This window comes from Breznakibacter xylanolyticus (assembly GCF_003254275.1).
Classification (GTDB): Bacteria; Bacteroidota; Bacteroidia; order Bacteroidales; family Marinilabiliaceae; genus Breznakibacter; species Breznakibacter xylanolyticus.
Window position 1 is genome coordinate 29642 of sequence record NZ_QKZK01000004.1, and the last position, 17946, is coordinate 47587.

General features: G+C 47.2%; 15 protein-coding genes. 7 read left to right on the top strand and 8 right to left on the bottom strand.

Going from position 1 to position 17946, the window contains the following annotated elements; genetic code table 11:
• Positions 1-306: 306 nt before the first annotated feature.
• The gene (locus tag LX69_RS17690; RefSeq protein ID WP_170124217.1) at positions 307-468 is read right to left on the bottom strand and encodes a hypothetical protein; all 162 of its coding nucleotides are present in this window, start codon (positions 466-468) and stop codon (positions 307-309) included.
• Between the two features lie 75 nt (positions 469-543).
• Here LX69_RS17690 and rpoN point away from each other — a divergent pair, with 75 nt between their 5' ends.
• The gene (gene rpoN / locus LX69_RS03165; RefSeq protein WP_111444373.1) at positions 544-1995 is read left to right on the top strand and encodes an RNA polymerase factor sigma-54; all 1452 of its coding nucleotides are present in this window, start codon (positions 544-546) and stop codon (positions 1993-1995) included.
• Positions 1996-2014: 19 nt separating this feature from the next.
• Positions 2015-2632 (top strand): phosphatase PAP2 family protein, encoded by a 618-nt coding sequence (locus LX69_RS03170; protein WP_245934929.1) that lies wholly within the window; start codon positions 2015-2017, stop codon positions 2630-2632.
• Here LX69_RS03170 and LX69_RS03175 read toward each other — a convergent pair.
• From LX69_RS03175 to LX69_RS03205, 7 genes are all read right to left on the bottom strand, one after another.
• Positions 2624-3520, bottom strand: coding sequence for a patatin-like phospholipase family protein (locus LX69_RS03175; protein ID WP_111444374.1), 897 nt, complete (start codon positions 3518-3520; stop codon positions 2624-2626). The two genes, LX69_RS03170 and LX69_RS03175, sit on opposite strands and share 9 nt — an antisense overlap.
• A 143-nt stretch (positions 3521-3663) precedes the next feature.
• The gene (gene purE / locus LX69_RS03180; protein ID WP_245934930.1) at positions 3664-4173 is read right to left on the bottom strand and encodes a 5-(carboxyamino)imidazole ribonucleotide mutase; all 510 of its coding nucleotides are present in this window, start codon (positions 4171-4173) and stop codon (positions 3664-3666) included.
• A 154-nt stretch (positions 4174-4327) separates the two neighbouring features.
• A complete protein-coding gene (locus LX69_RS03185; RefSeq protein ID WP_111444375.1) occupies positions 4328-6631 on the bottom strand; it encodes a TonB-dependent receptor plug domain-containing protein in 2304 nt (767 codons plus the stop codon).
• Between the two features lie 31 nt (positions 6632-6662).
• Positions 6663-7169, bottom strand: coding sequence for a YfiR family protein (locus LX69_RS03190; protein ID WP_111444376.1), 507 nt, complete (start codon positions 7167-7169; stop codon positions 6663-6665).
• Between the two features lie 204 nt (positions 7170-7373).
• A complete protein-coding gene (locus LX69_RS03195; RefSeq protein ID WP_146260624.1) occupies positions 7374-9692 on the bottom strand; it encodes a TonB-dependent receptor plug domain-containing protein in 2319 nt (772 codons plus the stop codon).
• 26 nt (positions 9693-9718) lie between these two features.
• On the bottom strand, positions 9719-10222 hold the full coding sequence (locus tag LX69_RS03200; RefSeq protein ID WP_111444378.1) for a YfiR family protein: 504 nt from the start codon (positions 10220-10222) through the stop codon (positions 9719-9721).
• A gap of 242 nt (positions 10223-10464) precedes the next feature.
• Positions 10465-11079 (bottom strand): hypothetical protein, encoded by a 615-nt coding sequence (locus LX69_RS03205; protein WP_146260625.1) that lies wholly within the window; start codon positions 11077-11079, stop codon positions 10465-10467.
• Between the two features lie 125 nt (positions 11080-11204).
• Here LX69_RS03205 and LX69_RS03210 point away from each other — a divergent pair, with 125 nt between their 5' ends.
• The 5 genes from LX69_RS03210 to LX69_RS03230 all read left to right on the top strand — a co-directional run bounded on the left by LX69_RS03210 (position 11205) and on the right by LX69_RS03230 (position 17827).
• On the top strand, positions 11205-11603 hold the full coding sequence (locus LX69_RS03210) for a VOC family protein (protein WP_111444380.1): 399 nt from the start codon (positions 11205-11207) through the stop codon (positions 11601-11603).
• Between the two features lie 26 nt (positions 11604-11629).
• The gene (locus LX69_RS03215; RefSeq protein WP_111444381.1) at positions 11630-14047 is read left to right on the top strand and encodes a DUF2339 domain-containing protein; all 2418 of its coding nucleotides are present in this window, start codon (positions 11630-11632) and stop codon (positions 14045-14047) included.
• Between the two features lie 219 nt (positions 14048-14266).
• Positions 14267-15481 (top strand): hypothetical protein, encoded by a 1215-nt coding sequence (locus LX69_RS03220; protein ID WP_146260626.1) that lies wholly within the window; start codon positions 14267-14269, stop codon positions 15479-15481.
• Positions 15482-15637: 156 nt separating this feature from the next.
• Positions 15638-16102, top strand: a complete 465-nt coding sequence (locus LX69_RS03225) for a hypothetical protein (protein WP_146260627.1) — start codon at positions 15638-15640, stop codon at positions 16100-16102.
• Between the two features lie 372 nt (positions 16103-16474).
• Positions 16475-17827: a glycoside hydrolase family 28 protein gene (locus LX69_RS03230; protein WP_111444384.1), complete on the top strand. Its 1353-nt coding sequence runs from the start codon at positions 16475-16477 to the stop codon at positions 17825-17827.
• Positions 17828-17946: the final 119 nt, after the last annotated feature.

A 17946-nucleotide genomic window follows, 5' to 3' on the forward strand; every position in this document is an offset into this window, starting at 1 on the left:
AGGGGCAAAAATATAAAAAAGATGCGTGTGGGCGTGCAGGATTGTCAATTAAGGTGGGGGTTGTGCAACGGGATAATTCGTAGGCACAGGGCATGTCCTGTGCCTGCCAAAATAAAACGTCACAAAAAAGGCGTCGGAGCATGTTCCGACGCTTTTTTTTTATTTGACAAATGTCTGTTAATTAACCAACGCCTTGAACGTTTGACTCCAAGGGAGTCGTGGAATGAACATCACACAATGTAGATGCGAGAAAGTGGAAGTTAAGGAATTATGATTTCTCATTCTTCAACACATAAGTAAAAGCCATCACCAACAGAATGGCCACCCAAATGAAGGTTTCACGGGTGGCCTCACCTCATCGGGCAGCAATACGGGAGGCTGCGCCATGACCACCGGCAAGAGGGCATCGTTCTGAGCATTGAAGTGTTGTATGTCGTAATCAGGAGAACGGGGTGCTTTCAAACCCATTTGTGCCCCTTGGCCTTTTGGTGAATTAAGCCTAATTTTGTGACATCGCACCTGATTCAACCAAAACTACCGGGTATGTTAAAACAAAGCCTTCAACAAAAATTACTTCAAAAGCTTTCGCCCCTGCAAATACAGGTGATTAAACTTTTGGAAATTCCGGCCATGCAGCTCGAACAGCGCATCAAGCAAGAGCTGGAAGAAAATCCTGTGTTGGAGCTCGAGCGTCCCGCCGATGACCCCGACAGCGATGAACCGGCCGATCGTAACGAACCCGACCAGGATAAGAACGAAACCACCATTGACGATTATCTGCAAAACGATGACATCCCCGCCTATCGCCTTCAGGAGCGCAACTACTCAAAAGACGATAAGCACGAGGACATCCCCTTTTCGGTGGGCTCGTCGTTTCACGAAAACCTGATTTCGCAGCTCGGCCTGCAAATTCTTACCGAAAAGCAGCAGGTCATTGCCGAATACATCATCGGCAACATCGACGAAGACGGCTATTTGCGCCGCCAAATCGAGGAGATTGTTGACGACATGGCTTTTGCTCAAAACATTGAGGTGACCGAAGAAGAGGCTTTTGAGGTGCTGCGTGTGGTGCAAAACTTCGACCCTCCCGGCGTGGCTGCCCGCGACCTGCAGGAGTGCCTGCTGTTGCAAATGGTGCGCAAGGACATGAGCGACCCCGTGATTGAAACGGCATACAACATTCTCAAGCATCATTTTGAGGAGTTCACCCGCAAGCATTACGATAAAATATTGAAACGCCTCCACCTCGAGGACGAGGATTTGAAGGAGGCCATGGACGAAATTCTGCATCTCAACCCCAAGCCGGGCAGCTCGTACAGCAACCCGCTCACCAAAACCGTGGCGCACATCATCCCCGACTTTATCCTCGACATGGATGGCGATGAGTTTAACCTGGAGCTCAATCAGCGCAACATTCCCGAGTTGCGCATCAGCGCCACTTACGCCGAGATGTTACAGGAATACAGCAGCAACAAAAAGAACCAAAGCAAGGATCAAAAAGAGGCCGTGATGTTTGTGAAGCAAAAGCTCGACTCGGCCAAATGGTTTATCGATGCCATCAGGCAACGTCAAAACACCCTGTTGCTGGTGATGAATGCCATCCTCAAATATCAAAACGAGTACTTCAAGGAGGGCGACGAGATGCGTCTTCGCCCCATGATTCTCAAGGACATTGCCGAAATGACGGGGCTCGACATTTCGACCATTTCGCGCGTGTCGAACAGCAAGTACATCCAGACGCATTTTGGCATTTTCCCGCTCAAGTATTTCTTTTCGGAGGGGATGCAAACCGATTCGGGCGAAGAGGTGAGCACCCGCGAAATCAAGAAAATTTTGGAGGAGTGCATTGCCGGGGAAAACAAACGCAAGCCCCTCACCGACGATCAGCTGGCCGATATCCTTAAGGAAAAATCGTACAACATTGCCCGACGCACGGTGGCCAAGTATCGCGAGCAGCTCAACATTCCCGTGGCTCGCCTGCGCAAAGAATTGTAATCAGCTAAATCACCATCCTTTGAAATCAGATATCCGTAAGTATTTGGCCGTGGGAGCCTCGGTTGTGTTTCATCCCATGCTGATGCCGTTGTTAGGCATTTTCATGATTTTTCAGTCGGGCACACATCTGGCCTTTTTGCCTTTCGAGTACCGCCGCATGGTTTATCTGGTGGTGTTTGCATCGGGATGTTTGTTACCCCTGAGCACCTTGCCTTTGCTGTTGCAGTTTAAGCTCATCAAGAGTTTTAAAATGGAGACCGCCCGCGAGCGGGTGATTCCCGTATTGCTGACGGGCGTGTTTTATTACCTGGGTTTTGTGGTGCTCAAACGGCTGCATCTGCCCGTGTTTATGCTCAAGTTCATCATTGGTTCCATGGTGGCCTTGATGGTGACATTGGTGGTGAGCCATTGGTGGAAAATTAGCCTTCACCTCACCGGCATTGGGGGTGTTACGGGCATGATGGTGGCCTTGTCGTTTCGCCTGGGGCTGGGAATCCACCCTTTCTTTCTGTTGCTCATTGTGGCCAGCGCATTGGTGGCAATGGCTCGTCTTTACCTCAACGCTCACACCCCGGCTCAAACGCTGGCGGGATTCGTAACGGGATTTTTGGCGGTGGGGGTGGTGTCGCTATTCTAATTCTAGAATGTCGATTGTTTTGTGTTCGGTCGAATGAAGCCATTTCTGCAATGATGAGAGAGTATGTTTCATTTGAATGATGGCTTCGTGATGTGCTTTATGAAGGTTTTCGGGGTTATTCTCTAACCTCGACACCGGAATGGGGTTTTCGGGACGAATAACAAATATTTTTCCTTCTCGCTCCAGTTGGTCAATTAAATCGAGTGATTGATTGTATTGATGTACCCGGTTGAGCATCATTTCAACCAGTTTAGGGTATTTATGGTACATAAACCGAAGCACAAAAGCCAGTTTCATAGATTTCTTCCGATATCCTTTTTCTCTCGTCAAAATAACCACCGCCCTTTGGTTGCCGTCTTCGAGTGCGTGACGGATGGGAATGGAGTCGGTCAGTCCGCCATCCATGTAAAGATATTTGTTGATTTGGCAGGGTTTCGAAATAATGGGAAGCGATGACGTGGCTGTGAGTAACTCTTTAATTATTTGAGGCGATTGAAGGGAAATTTCTATGTACTCGGGCTGCCCCGTGATAATGTTCGACACAACGACTTTCATGCGTGACTGTTGATTGTTCATCATGCCATAATCCAGCGGAACCAGTTGCGTGGGGATGGTGTGAAAAATGAAATCCCAATTAAAGTAACTTCCGTGTTTCACCAAATGTGTCAGGCTGCAATAGCGTTTGTCTCGAATGTATTTATTTTGTTCGAGTGACCGTCCGGCTTGTTTAGTTACATAAGAAATTCCACAGGCGGCACCTGCCGAAACGGCAATGATATAATTAAAGAAGATGTTTTCATGAATTAAAACATCTAAGATGCCTGCTGTAAACATGCCTCTAAAGCCACCACCCTCTAGCACAAGGGCGATGCTGTTGGTTTGTATCATTTCAAAGGATTTTGGTTGATGGTTTGTTTCTCAGATTTTAAAATTAATAATTTGTATCATTCATAAAACAGGGAATGTGATATTTAATAAAAAAGGGAGGTGCGTGATGTGCACCTCCCTTTTTTAAGGAATGTTATCGAAAATCAATTTGTTTTGAACTCGTAGCTGATGGCTTTGAGTTCGTCGTTGGCTTTCACAATTTTTTCCTTAAGACCTTCTTTGAAGGCATCCAGACGAGTAGCCAAATCTTTGTCGGCCAGCGAAAGCATTTGCACAGCCAGGATGCCGGCGTTTTGGGCGCCATCAATGCCTACGGTGGCCACGGGGATGCCGGGAGGCATTTGCACAATGGCCAGCAGGGCATCCAGGCCGTCGAGCGAGGCTTTGATGGGCACCCCAATGACGGGGAGCTTGGTCATCGAGGCGATCACACCCGGTAAATGGGCAGCCATGCCGGCGGCGGCAATGATCACTTTGATGCCGCGTGCTTCGGCGCCTTTGGCAAACGATTCAACGGCTTCGGGGGTTCGGTGCGCTGACAGGGCGTTAATCTCAAACGGTACCTTCAGGTCGTTGAGCAATTGAGCAGCTTTTTCCATCACCTTGAGGTCGGAAGTGCTGCCCATGATGATACTCACTTGGGGTTGCATCATAACGAGTTCATTAATTGGTTTGATGCAAAAATAAGGGCTCAGCCTTCCAAAAAAAAGAGTTACGCATCAATTATGCGAAAATATTTTTGCCCACAAAAAAAAGGGCCATCGCTGGAAATCCAGCGACAGCCCTCTTCAGAATACACACTTATATTTAAAAGTTCAGTTGCACACCGGCAAAAAACTTGGTCCCGATTTGATCGGCAAATGCGAACTCATTGCTGTCGTCGTTCAGCAGGTTGCGTACGTTCACAAACACTTTGTTTTCCTTGGCAAAGTTGTACGATACCTTGGCATTTACCAGCGTTTTGGCCGGAATCTCGGTATCCATAAAGGTCATTGCAAAGGTCTGTTTGCCGTAATAGTAAAAGCTGGTGTTGATGTTCCACTTTTCTTTAAAGATGTAGTTGACGCTGCCACCACCATAATAGCTGGGGGTTGATTTGTGGGTTTGATCAACGAAATCGGCATCTTTTACTTCATTATTAACAGGTTGATCGGGAGTTTGCAATTTACCTACCATTTCCTCTAATATTTCAGAAGCCTTTCTTGCATAAAAATGATCGAGTTCAGTTTTTTGGATATTACCAAACACATTCATAGTTAAATTTTTATTAACGGCAATTTGGATATTACCTGAAAACCCTATTTGTGTTGTCGTCATGTCAAAATTGTCATAACCAATAATACCTTCCATCATTGGTTTACCTGACTCTGATAATTTAATAGCTATGCTTTGGGGCATAAACCAACTGTAGTCTTTAGTTTTTGTTTGGAACACTTCAAAATCGGCCTGGATGTATTTGACAGGTTTCACGCGGTACCCAAATTCAATCATGTCCATCACAGGAAGTTTGAGGTTTTCATTACCAAGGTAAAGAATATTAAATGCACCGGGAATCCGTTGCCATGTAAAATCCGAGTAGGTATCGGTCATAAACGGACCGCGGTTGGCTCGTGAATACACCCCGCGCACCAGATGATTATCGTTAATTTTGTATGAGGTGATAAATTGATAGGTCATGTGGGTGACATCGGGTTTGTTGTATTTATCCCAACGCACGGCACCAACGAGACGTAGTTTATCAAAAGCAGTATAATCGGCACGCATAAAGGCGGCCACGGTGCTCAGTACGCACTTGCCGTTGAGATAGCCCTCTTTGATGGCGGTGTTGACGTATTTGCTGTCGTCGTACGAAGCCTGTTGATAGCTCACGCCCGGACGGAGGCTGAGGTTTTGAATCTTGTAATCGTACTCCAGGTTGGCATTAAACGATTGCAGGTCGATGTGGAAACCTTTCACCATTTTTTCGTATTCCTGGTCACCAGCCATGTAGTTAACCTGAGCCTGCAAACCGCCTGCATTTGCTTTAAAATCGATGTATTGGGTTTGCGATTCACGAATACTGAAGGGAACCATGCGGTTTCCAAGCATGGAGGTGAGCACGGCTGATTTTTGTGCGCCGGCTGCCAGTTCAAAATTCACCTTATCATTTACAGGATAGTAAAGTGCAACATTGCCACCAAATTTTTCGCCAGCACGACGTGGGTTGGGTTCAATGTCTGAGGCATTTTCTTTCAAATACATGCCATCTTTATCCTTGGTGATCTCCAAAAAATCCTGAGTGTGATAACGGGAATCGTAAAAAGTAAAAAAGTCGTTCTGAAAACGCCCGTTCCACTGGTAGTTCCCCGACACACGTGCCAACAATTTGTTGCCAATGCCAAAAGTGGAGGCAATGTTGGCAATGTTGGTGTTGTTGTTGCCCAGCGCGTTGTCAAAGCTAACCGCCACTGATTTAGAAGTGGCTTTTTTGGTGATGATGTTGATGGCACCCGACACAGCATTGGGGCCATAAAGGGCACTGGAAGGTCCGCGAATGATTTCGATGCGTTCCACATCGCTCACCTCAATGGGCAGTGTTTCCCAAAATGTTCCGCCAAAGGCGTAGCTGTACACGGGACGATTGTCGATCATCAGTAGGGTGAGCATGTTCTCGGAATAGGTGAGAATGTTGTTCGACGGAATGTTGTCGTACCCACGCACATGCACATCGTAGTTGCCCGGCGTTTTTTCGCGCACAATCACGCCCGGCGCTAATCGCAGTGCCTCGGGGATGTTGGTTACACCCGACCGTTCAATCTGTTCTTTTGAAATAACGGTCGATGAAAGGGGCGATTCCATAGACTTTTCAGCCTTTTTTGAGGCGGCCACAATGTCTTTGTTGAGGAAGTACTCGAGCATTTCGTCGGCCGACATGCCAAACTTGTTGGCCACGGTAATGAGATCTTCCAGTGAGAGTTGCAACAAATCGTTGTAAGAGAGTTGTTGTATTTGTTCCGAAGTCATCTCCGAAACCGTTGAGGTGGCTTCTTGAGCATTTACTGCCACAAGGCACGATGCTGAGAACGCCAATGCTGTCAGCCAACGACGGCTGAGGAAGGAGTTAATTGTCATATTTTTTTACGGGTTACAATGGGTTATCATTTTAATCAACCAAGATGCCGAGATTTGCCAGTGCTGAGCTGCTTTTTAATCCTTGTTTCTCAATGTTGCGGCGACTGATTTCGAATTTGAGTTTATCACCATCCTGAATAAAACTGATGGCCGATCCTTTGGTAGCCAAATTTTTACCGTCGGTAATTACCAAGGTTTGCTTACCGCTCAGTTTGCCAAGCAAATTGGGCAATTGCGCAGTTTTGCTGGACGAGAGGAACACCAGATGGCAAAATTCCAGCTCGTCGGGCGAGGCGCTGTTGACCACTTTAATAGGCAGGTTGCCCACTTTTTGGGTCAGTGCAATGGTTTGCAACTCGGCAGCCATTTGTGAATTGCCAATCACTCCAATTACAAATTGGTTATTCTTGAGTTGCGCAGGCCAGTCCACATTTTTGGTAAAGTTGTAGATAAACAAGGCCTTAAACTTCTCTTTCTGTGCACTTGCTCCCACACTAATGGTCACAAGTACCATGACTAACATCATTAATCTCTTCATAAACACAGAATTTTTTATAAATAGGCTTCAAAACTGATGATTTTTGTTGAATAATTGAATGTTATGGGTTAAATATTCAAAGGATGCCATTGGTTTTTTTGATGAATTGATAGGAGTCAACGATAAACGGAGAAATTAGGGCAATAAAAAAGCTGCCTCGAAATGCATCGAAGCAGCCTTGAATGAATATCATGAACTGTTTTGTTAGAATTGCAGCTGCACGCCTGCAAAAAACTTGGTTCCTATTTTATCGGCAAAAGCAAACTCATTGCTGTCGTCGCCCAGCAGATTACGGATGTTGATAAACACCTTGTTTTGCTTGGCAAAATTGTACGATACCTTTAAATTCACCAGCGTTTTTGCATCAATCACCGTCGATTCGCGGTTCATGGCAAAGGTCTGTTTGCCATAGTGATAAATACTGGTGTTGAGGTTCCACTTGTCGCGCAAGACGTAGTTGATACTGGCACCACCATAAAACGAAGGGGTGGCCTCATGGCTTTGGTCAACAAATGTAGAAGGGTCAATGGTATACGCCGCTTTTTTATAGGGGCTGACCATGGCATCGGCTTGCAACTGCTGTATCATGGCAAAAGTGGTGACGGGGAAAAAATCCTTCAGCTCCGTCTGTTGGATGCTCCCGTGCAAATCCATTGTCAAGTTTTTGTTGATGGCAACCTGTATGTTGGCCGAAAATCCCGATTGTATCACCTTAAGGTCAAAATTGTGGTAATTGATCCAAGCCAGCATGGCCGGGTCGGGGAACGTTTTCCCGGTATATTGAAGGCTGTCGTCTGTGAACCAACTGAAATCATTCATCTCGGTTCGGTACAGCTCAAAATCGGCCTGGATGTACTTAACGGGCTTCACGCGGTAACCCACTTCCATCATATCCATCACGGGCAGTTTCAGGTTTTTGTTACCCATATAGTAAATGTGAAACACGTTGGGAATTTTATACCAGGTGTAATTCGAATAAGTATCGGTGATGAAAGGGCCGCGGTTGGCTCGCGAATAGCTTGCGCGGAGCAGGTGATTGTCGTTGATTTTAAACGACGTCATAAACTGGTATGTGAAGTGATTGACATCAGGGATGTTGTACTGATCCCAGCGCAGCGCACCAATGAGACGCCATTTGCCAAATGCCGTATAATCGGCACGTAACGAAGCGGCTTTGGTGCTCATTTCGCAATCAGCATTCATGTATCCGTCGTGCAAGTCCACATTTACATAGGGCATGTCGTTGTAATTGGCTTTTTGAAAACTCACCCCCGGACGTAGTGTCAAATTGTGGATGGTATAATCATATTCAAGTGAGGCATTGATCACATCGATGTCGCACTTGAAGCCATGTACCAATTTTTCATATTCGTTCACTCCGGTGTTATAGTTGATTTGCGCCTGAAAACCATGAATATCAGCATGCAAATCGATGTACTGAGTTTGCGACTCACGGGTGCTTAATGGTGCCCAACGATTCCCGAGCATCGACGTGAGCACAGCCGATTTTTGCGCACCGGCCATCAGGGTGAAGTTGATTTTATCTGATGCCGGATAAGTTAGAGCCACATTTGCTCCATACTTTTCACCGGCGCGACGCACGTTTGGTTCGCGTGCCGAAGCATTTTCCTTCAAAACGGTTCTTTTTGTGATATCCTCAGGGTCAAGCGTCGTTTCGAGAAACTCTTGTGTGTGGTATTGCGAATCGTAAAAAGTGTAAAAGTCGTTGTTGAAACGGCCATTCCATTGGTAGTTACCCGACACGCGTGCCAGCAGTTTGTTGCCCACGCCAAACGAAGTAGCAATGTTGGCCAGGTGGCTGTTATTGTTCCCAAGGGCATTGTCGAAGTTGACGGCCACTTTTTTGTCGGTGGCTCGTTTAGTGATGATGTTGATGGCGCCTGTCACGGCATTTGGGCCATAGAGAGCGCTTGATGGGCCGCGCACAATTTCGATGCGCTCCACGTCACTCACCTCCACGGGCAGCATCTCCCAAAAAGTACCTCCAAACGTGTGGCTGTACACGGGGCGATTATCAATCATCAATAATGTGAGCTGATTTTCGGAGTAGGTCATGATGTTATTCGACGGCACATTGTCGTAGCCGCGAAGGTGCACATCGTAGTTACCCGGAGTTTTTTCCCGCACAATCACGCCGGGAGCCAGACGTAACGCCTCGGGAATGTTGGTGGCGCCCGAATGCTCAATTTGTTCCTTCGAGATAACGGTCGATGACATGGGAGCTTCCATGGTTTTTTCCGATTTTTTGGATGCTGCCACGATGTCTTTGTTCAAAAAATACTCCAGAATTTCGTCGGCCGACATGCCAAATCGGTTGGCCACAGTAAGCAAATCCTCCAGTGAGAGTTGGAGCAAGTCGTTGTACGAGAGTTGGTGAATTTGCTCTTCATTCATTTGCGACACGCTAGGCGCCGAGTCTTGGGCATAGGCGGAAAATGCGACGCATGCCGTCATGAGCATGCCGGCAAGCCATCGTCGGCTTGCGTTACGATAATCAATCATGATAAATTGGGTTATGGGTTGGTGAATCAATCGACAACAATGCCCAGGTTGGCCAGTGCCGAACTGCTTTTGAGTCCTTGCTTTTCGATGTTGCGGCGACAAATTTCAAACTTGAGCTTGTCGCCATCCTGCACGAAGCTGATGCCTGAACCTTTGGCAGCCAAATTTTTGCCATCGGTGATGATGAGCGTTTGTTTGCCCGAAAGTTTGGTCAGTAAATGAGGCAATTGTGCTGTTTTGTTGCCGGAGAGGAATACCAGATGGCAGAATTCCAGTTCATCGGTTGAGTTGCCGTTGATGACTTTGATAGTTTGGTTGCCCACTTTTTGGGTTTGGGCAATGGTTTGTAATTCGGCTGCGATGTCCGAATTTCCAACCACTCCAATGATGAAGTGGTTGCTTTTAACCTGTGGAGGCCACTCAATGTTTTTGGTGAAATTGTAAATAAAGAGCGCTTTAAATCTCTCTTTTTGGGCGTTTGCTCCTGTCATGATGCCTGCAAACAGCACGAGCATCAATAATTTGTTCATGTTTAAAGTTAGGGTTATCAAAATATTGATGCAAATCTGAAAAAAATATTTCTACCCTTGATGACCCATTAACTAAATGTTGCGCAGAATTTGATGTAGGCCTACAAATGATTGACGAATGGTATAATTTAAGCCATGAACGAAAGAAGTAAGGATATTCAACGATTCGACTGAATGCTTTAATTATTTGAGGAGTGTTTTACTTATGTGTATTGATTGAGCGAATTGGTTGAATGTTTGCTCTATGATTCTATTAGATATTCATGCAATGAGCCCCAATCGGTAGGTTGTTGGTGCAAATCAATAAATGTTTGCATATCAGCAAAAAGGGTCATGATGCTGTCTTTGTCAATTAATGTTTTGTGTTTACCCATCATAAGGGGGTATGAACTGTGTGGGTAGTTTGTGAAGTTATCAGTGACATTATGAAATTGACTGTTTTGATGGATGTAAACAATCATTTGACGTGCAATGTCATCATTGGGGATAAAGATGCGTGAAAAGTTGTTGTCGAGCAGTGGATCGGCAATCCCTTCCTGCTTGGTGAGATTGGCTGAATAGACGGCAAATAATTTTCGGAGCCCTTCGCCTATAAAATGGCCAATTTCAACGGGATGATCCACATATTCTTCTTTGATGGTGATGACTTCCCGTGCCCTGAAAAAAAGGTGAAAATGATTGGGTAGCAAACAAAATGCCATCAAATCAACCATGTCGCCAATGATCAAATCCATCTTTCGCAAAAAAAACGCGTAGTTCCCAGGCGTGAAAAATATGTGGTCGCCAATACTGGCCGATTTATAGATGTGGTAAAACTTGCCGCCTTCAATGGGCAGTTTCAGATGTTGTGTGGCCATTTTTTTTGTCAATTTATGAACTTTTTCCCGGAAGGAAAAGGGATAATTTATCTTTGACATAGATATTTCGGTTAGTTTGATAACATTGTATATCTTTATTTCTCAATTCATTTACTTAAACGACCATGAAAATCGAACATTTTGCCATCAATGTGGCCAACCCGCTTGCCATGGCGCAGTGGTACACTTTACATCTTGGAATGTCGGTGGTGAGTGCACTTCCTGCTGCGCCTTTCACTCACTTTTTGGCCGATGAAAGTGGCAACGTCATGATTGAGATTTATAACACTCCGCCCGATTTGGTTCCCGATTATGCGAACATGAACCCGCTAATATGCCATTTGGCCTTTGCATCGACCGATGTTGATGGTGATGCCATTCGCCTGGTAGATGCTGGTGCCACCTTGATTGATCACACGCATTTGGCCGATGGTACCCATCTGGCCATGTTGCGTGACCCGTGGGGACTGGCCATTCAGTTGTGTCGTCGTGCCAAGCCGATGCTGGTGTGTCAGCAACATTAATTGTTTAACCCTTATTCTACATTTATATGATATTTGGTTTTATTGTACTGGGCATCATCATGTTGGTGATGGGCAGTAGTATTCTTTCGAGGATTAAGAACCTTGAGGTGTTGATTTCATATATGGCTGTTGATTTGAAGGAAATCCGCCGTAAACACAATTCAATGTCATCCATGTCAGATGACCTTCAAAAAGCGGGTGAAGCATCATTTGATGAGTCCGAGGCTTCTCTCGAAGGCGTGGTTGAGGAACCGGATTCTGAACCCTCGTTTGAATCAGAACCTCCATTTGAGCCCGATTATGTTGAGACATTTGAAGCTTCACAGCCCGAATCAACAGAAGAGGATGAACCTGAAATGATATCCCCTGTCATGGCTCACATGTCGCAATCAGAATGGGTATTTTCGCGCGAAGGAGCTATTATTGACAAACCCACCTCCACGTTCGCTGAGAGATATCCCGATTTTGAAAAATTTGTGGGCGAAAATCTCATCAACAAAATAGGCATTGGCATTCTGGTATTGGGCATCGGTTTTTTTGTGAAGTATGCCATCGATCAGGATTGGATCAACGAAATTGGTCGTGTGTTCATTGGCATTTTGTGTGGGGGCGGGCTGATTGGACTGGCACATAAAATGAGAAAAAATTTTCCGGGCTTTAGTACAGTGCTCATCGGGGGTGGCCTATCGGTGTTATATTTTACCATTGGCATTGCTTTTTCGATGTATCATTTGCTGTCGCAGCCGGCCGCCTTTGGCATCATGGTGGTGATTACGTCGTTTGCGGTGGTGTTGTCGTTGTTATACAATCGCATCGAACTGGCTGTGTTGGCGCTCATTGGTGGTTTTGGCACGCCTTTTTTTGTCAGCACGGGCGAAGGAAATTACGTGGTGTTGTTTACATATCTGATAATTCTTAACACGGGCATGCTGGTGTTGGCGTGGTTCAAAAAGTGGGGACTGGTCAACATCTTCTCCTACGCCTTTACAGTGATGCTTTACGGCGGATGGCTCATCAAGGATCTGACATCCGACGCGCCCCACCTGATGGGTGATTTTGTGTTCGGAACCATTTTTTACGCCATGTTTTGGATGATGAATCTGGCCAATAACATCCGCAACAAGGAGAAGTTTGAAGCGCCGGAATTCATGATTCTCATCAGCAACACCTTTTTATATTATTTGGCAGGGATGCTCATTCTTCGTCAGTGGAACGAAGGGCTTTACCAGGGTCTATTCACGGTGGTGATGGGCGTGGTCAACTATCTCATTGCATTGGTGCTGCACCGGCGACGGTCGGTCGATCGCAATTTGTTTTACCTCATGATCGGGCTGGTGCTGACCTTCATCAGTTTGGCAGCACCCATTCAGTTGAAGGGGAACCACATCACGCTGTTTTGGGCGGCCGAGGCCGTATTATTGCTTTGGTTGTCGCAAAAGTCGGGCATCACCATCATCAGGGCGGCATCGTTGGTCATCGCGTCGTTGATGCTCATCAGTTTGATGATGGATTGGGGCGGGTATCATCAAAACGAAATTCAACCCATCATTTTCAATCGGATTTTCATGACCGGATTTATTGGCGTGGCTTCTCTGGTGGGTTATTATTTGCTTTTGAAACGCGATGAGGGAACCGATGTGTTGTTCGCGAGCATTTCGTTACCCCTGCAGCGCACCATTTTTTCAGTGGCAAGTGTTGTGTTGTTGTATTGGGTGGGGCTTTTTGAACTCAATCAGCAGGTTACTGACCGCATCATGATATTTGCCGCAGCACCGATGTTGTTGTGGAGTTACAATTTTCTGTTTGTGGCGGTGTTGGCCTATTTCATGCGTCATCGAGTTCAACAATATGTCACCATCTCCTTTACCGTTGCCATTGGGGTGTTATGGTTGATGTACCTGTTTGTATTTAATAGGGCAGTCATCACCCTTCGTCACGAATGGCTTGATGGCTCGGGCATTGCAGCCATTCTTTTTACGCTTCATTTTATTTTTTCGGCTGTTTTGGTGGGTTTGCTTTTTGAGTTAAGGCGCAGGTTGTCGCTATGGATGGCCAGTCATCAGCCCGAAAACGCCTGGTGGTACATGATTCCCATGTTGGTGATCGTGCTCAGTGCCGAGCTCGACCATGTGATGCTGGGGTTGATACGACCTGCCGCAGATAATGCTGGCACCTTGTTGACACAGGTTCATCGCATTGGTTATCCCATTTTATGGGGATGCCTGTCATTTGGGCTGGTGGTGTGCGGCATGCGCCACAAAGTCCGAACCCTACGCCTGGTGGGGTTAACGCTTTTCACCTTCATCGTCATCAAATTGTTTTTGTACGATGTATGGGGCATGAACGAGGGTGGCAAAATATTGTCGTTCGTGTTGCTGGGCGTGCTGCTGCTGGTGGTTTCGTTTATGTACCAAAAGCTGAAAAAGATGTTGAGTGATGAATGAGAAGAGAAGTGGCAAAGTGCAAGAGTGCAGGAGTGCGGAAGTGCTACGCCAGAGTATCTAAAGAAATAATGCCAAAGTCCCCCTTTGGGGGATTTAGGGGGGGCTTTAATATGAGACACATGAATATATTAGACGATAACATGCGATAAAGTGGAGTATGAATGTTTACACACATCGTCTTGTGTCTTGAAACTCACATCTTAATACTTTATTAAATACATGAAACCATTTCTTTGGATGATGGCAGGATGTCTCCTGTCGATGGGGGCTTGGGCTCAAAACCGGGTGTCACATTTTTCGACTGTTGACTCATCGGGTTTTTACAAAATTGAGTTGCCGCGCGATGGCGTGGGTTTGATGGCGCCCGATTATTGCAATATGCGGATTTTGAACCAGCAGGGGCGCGAGGTGCCATACAAGCCGCTGTCGGAACGTGCGCCCTACCAAACGGCCGACTTCATGACCCTGCCCCTAGTGGAACAGCAGATGTTGCCCGACTCGGTCACCATTTTGGTTTTTCACAATGCCGATCAGCGGCGCATCGACCATTTGGCATTGCAAATTGGCAATGCGGGGGTCGAAAAACAGATGCGGCTCACGGGCAGTAACGACCGCGTGACGTGGTTTTCGGTGCGCGAAAATGCCATGTTCAGCACCGTGAGCAACCCCGACGATGTGAGCCAGATGAAGCTCATCGACTGTCCGTTGGTTAATTACGCCTGGTTGCGGCTCGAAATTGATGACCGACGCACCAGCCCAGTCAATGTGATGAGGGGCGGCATTTATCTCACCCGATCCGAAATGCCGGTGGTGCCTTGCGATACCCTGCCGCTGCGCATGAGCTGTACCGAAGATGCATCTGCCAAAACCACCCGCGTGCAGGTATTATTCGACGGGACGCATTGGTTGGATCGTGTGGAAGTGCAAGTGCAGGCGCCCCCTTTTTTCAGGCGTGAAGTCGATTTTTACGTGATCGAACGCGACACGGCGGCCATCCTTCGTGAGCGTTACCACATGGGCGCCGTGTTTGCTTCGGGCGAGCCCATTGTGATGTACCCTGCTTCGGTCAGGGGCGACGGATTTGCGTTGGTGATTGCCAACAAAGACAACCCCCCTCTGGAGGTGACCCACATCAGTGTTTTCCAAAAAAAACGTTACCTGCTGGCCTGGCTCGAACAGGACGACAGTTGCAGTCTGGTTTTTGGCAACCAATACACCCGCGCTCCCGACTACGACATACAACACTTCAATGCTCGCAACGATGCCCTCTTGCCAGTGGTTATGGCGCAGCCTCCCATGCTTTTGCCCAATGAGGTGAAGCCTCCCGTGAAACCTTCATTTTTTAAAGATGAACGCTTCATTTGGGCGGCCATCGTGTTGGTAATGGCCTTGCTGGGGTATTTTACTTATGTGTTGATGAAAGAGAAATCATAATTGAGTCATCCATGTTGTTACGTTATGAGAAGAAAACGTCAAACGATAAAATGACGCAAGATCTTTTTATTCTCTCTGTCTGATGTCTAAACATCTTCTTCTCCCTTTTTGTCTGAATTTTCTGTTTTTACTTTGACTTAATCATCCCAATATCTTATGAAGCCAACGATCCGTCTACTGCTACTCGCTACCCTGCCCATCGTTTTATTGACCCAATGCCATCGCGTAAAGGAATGTCCCGAGTGCATGACTCCGCCCCCGGACATCGCATTACAACTGCTCAGCACTGCCGATGCCTCCGATTTAATCGGGTCGGGCGTTTACCAACCGGCCGACATTCGCCTTTATTACAAAGCGAATAACGTTGACAGTACCATCGTTGATTGTGAAGTTGTGAATGCCGATGCCAAACATTACATCGTAGCCACAGCCATGGCCTGGCAAAGTGCCAACGGCATAAAAACCTGGTATTTGAAACTCAGCAATGCCGATGTGGATACTCTTTATGTGGATGTGACCCGGGGCAGCAATGAGTGCTGTTCCTTTTATACTATGACGGCTCTGGAGTACAACGGGGTGGATTTGACAACGGGGGGAGGTATTTATCAGATTGGGAAGTAATAACGACATTCCGGGTGCAGGTATGCATGCAATGTCGTTTATCAAAAATAATTACCTCTCGTTGGTTTGTCGTTTCGCAAATTATTAAAAGTTTGTTGACCATTAACCATATAATTCAGCTATATGTCATTTTTGTAAGACTGGCCATGTCCAGCATTGCATTTCGTGGCCAATATTTCAATCATTCACATAGTCATTTCAATCAATCCCATCTTTATGGCAAGTTTTCTTGCCCCCCTGAAAGCCATTACAACATGCACAAACATTTTTTGCCCCGTCAACACCCCTAAATGTCCACCCAAAACCACCGTTTTGACCCATTTCGCCTCCCTACAAAGCATTGTACCTTAGGGCAACTAAAAACAACCAACGATGAACAAACGATTTGCTCCGTTAATGTTGGCCATGATGATGAATCTGAGCGCCTGCCACCAAGCCCCAAAAACCGCCGATGCCCAAACCATAGCTCAAAGCATTGTTGAACCCGTTATTCCCGCCCTCACGCTGCTGGTGACCGACTACGGCGCTGTGGGCGACTCGCTCACCGACTGCAAACCGGCCATTGATGCCGCCATTGCCCATCTGTCCCAAAAGGGTGGGGGAACACTCCGTTTTACGCCCGGTACATACACCGTCAACGGCCCTATTCACATGGTGAGCCGCATGGCGCTGCACCTCGACAGCGGCGCGGTGGTGCGCTTCGGATCGAACCCCGCCGATTATCTGCCCGTGGTGAAAACCAGCTGGGAAGGCACGTTCCTGTACAACTACAGCCCCATGATTTACGCCCTCGACTGTCACGATGTGGCCATCACCGGGCAAGGCACTCTCGATGGCGAGGCCGCGCAAACCTGGGCCACCTGGCACGCCCGTCAAAAGGACGATCAGCAACTGAGCCGCCACATGAACCACAACCGGGTGCCATTAGACGAACGCATTTTTGGGCAGGGACACTACCTTCGACCCCAAATGATTCAGTTTTACGGTTGTCAAAACGTGAAGGTCGAAGGGGTGATGATTGAAGATTCACCCTTTTGGTGCCTTCACCTGCTTATGTGCGACAATGTGGTGGTGCGCAACGTGCGCTACAACGCCCACAACAAAAACAACGACGGCATCGACCCCGAATATTCGCGCAACGTGCTCATTGAAGGCGTGCAATTTAACAATGCCGACGACAACGTGGCCATCAAAGCCGGACGCGACCACGAGGGACGCGACCATGCCTCCCACGCCTCACACAACATTGTGGTGCGCAACTGCCACTTCAAGGGGCTTCACGCCCTGGTGATTGGCAGCGAAATGTCGGCCGGCGTGCACAACGTGTACGTGAGCAACTGTACCTACGCCGGCTACCTCAAACGTGGCATCTACCTCAAGTCGAACCCAGACCGTGGCGGCTATATTCGCGACATTTATGTCGATCAAGTGACCTTCGACAACGTTGAGGATTGCATCTACATCACCTCTTATTACCACAACGAAGGGAGCGGCCACGCCACCCACATTGGGAACATCAACTTTAGCAACATACGCTGCCAAAGGGCACACGGAACGGGCATTGTACTGCAGGGCTTCGCCGACAAGCCCCTGAGCGATGTCCACCTGAGCAACATCACCATCGACACAGCCGCCAACGCCATCAGCATGGAATATACCCGCGACATTGTGCTGAGCAACGTCACGCTGGGAAAACCCGCTACCGCCCCATCGCATGTACAATAAGCCATCAGAATCACAGATGGTCAAGATTTTGCTACTTCTTTGACGATTGAAAAAAATACCAATATATTTGCCGTCGAACTATGACAGGTCAGACAGAGGCTCGCGATCATCATAAATAA